This window comes from Oleiphilus sp. HI0043 (assembly GCF_001634935.1).
In genome coordinates this window covers 1-1,574 of the sequence record NZ_LWEY01001281.1, presented here as the reverse complement: position 1 = coordinate 1,574, position 1,574 = coordinate 1, and the positions used below count along the sequence as shown (strand labels likewise).

The following is a 1,574-nucleotide window of genomic DNA, read 5'->3' as shown; positions in this document are numbered from 1 at the left end:
GCAAAACGAATTTCGTCAACGGGTGCGGTTTCACCTATGCCCTGCCCTTGGTATGTCAAAGGTTCAAAATAATCTGCCAACGTGACGACATAGCCATTATTTCCGATTTCTAATTCGAGACCATAACCATTAGCATAAAAATTAATATCGTCGGGAGAGATGCCTTCCATAAACTCCAGTACATCAAAGTCACTTGCGCTTCCACCTGGCCCCCCTGAAAAGCTAGCGCCATAATGACCCGCTTCAGAGCCGTTGTAGATAAAGGTGTTTACGCTGTTTATACCGACACGATAGGTATCATCACCATCACCGCCAAACATAAAAGCACGACCATCATAATTGTCGTTGCTCATATTTCTCGACTCCAAAATGTCATCCCCTTCGTTACCAAATAGCAAACCGTCACCGATTATCAAATCGCCACCACTACTACCCACTAACTCATCAGAACCACCAAAGCCAACGATGATATCTCGCCCCCAAGACCCATAAACGACTTCTTGGTCTCCAGTACCCTCAATAAAATCGTCATCATTCGTACCGATATAATCGCCACTCCCGTTAGGTTGATCTACAACGTTAAATCCTGCTGGAGCTTGCCCATCGTATGAGAGCGGAAGGTCTTCAACGTTTGCCTGAACATACGCAGATTCCCAGACAGTATTATCGGCAAAGCGTATTTCATCAATTACGCCACTTGGGATTCCTGAGTCGAAATAGTTCGAGACAATGACATTCTCACCCGTTTCAAAAGAGATCATTAAATCATCACCACTTTGGTGAAGCGCAGCATTTTGTGCGCTTAAATCATTCGCTATTTCAATGATGTTAAAGTCTTCTGAAAAATCAGAAATACGAGATACTCCAGAACCTGCGTAGATACGATATACATCGCCCCCAAAGCCGCCCATTAGACGATCATTCCCTTTGCCACTAATCAGGGTATCTTGGCCGTCTCCACCATAAAGTTCATCATCACCTGCGCCCCCGTCTAAAACGTCATGCCCCTCTCCGCCTCGAAGAATGTCATTATTTGCTTTGCCATATAGCTGATCATTCCCGGCACCGCCTTCAAGTTCATCAAATATTGCGGCATCATCCGTGCCGTAAATTAGATCGTCACCCTCAGTGCCTAAAGCATAATTCCAAGATTCCGTTTCGTTACTCCTAATTACGACATAACCTGAACCATTATAGTAACCACCAGAAATATCAATGACCTCGCCTATCGTATCGGTAATTTCGACCTCGGTGTCATTCACAAGCAAGTGATCAAGTTGATAGCGCCAATTTCCATAGTCTCTATCAAAATGCAAACTGACCTCAACAGACCAGTCCAAAGCCTCGCCAGCGCTAATAAATAGTGAGTGTCGACCTTTCATTCTAAATTCAATGTCACTTGCGTCGATATCACCCTGAATGTTTAGCGTATTTAAGCCACCACCGAATACCACTTCATCATGGCCTTCACCCACATTCATACTAACGGTATCATCGCCATCGCCGGCATTAAGGTAATCATTCCCGGCACCGCCATTCAACTCATCATTGCCCTCACCACCATAGAGCCAATC

The 1,574-nt window shown here is 44.9% G+C and carries 1 protein-coding gene; it reads right to left on the bottom strand.

Annotated elements, in window-relative coordinates:
- Nucleotides 1-1,574, bottom strand: a 1,574-nt coding sequence (locus A3729_RS16695) for a calcium-binding protein (RefSeq protein WP_304439730.1), incomplete at both ends; no start/stop codon positions are given.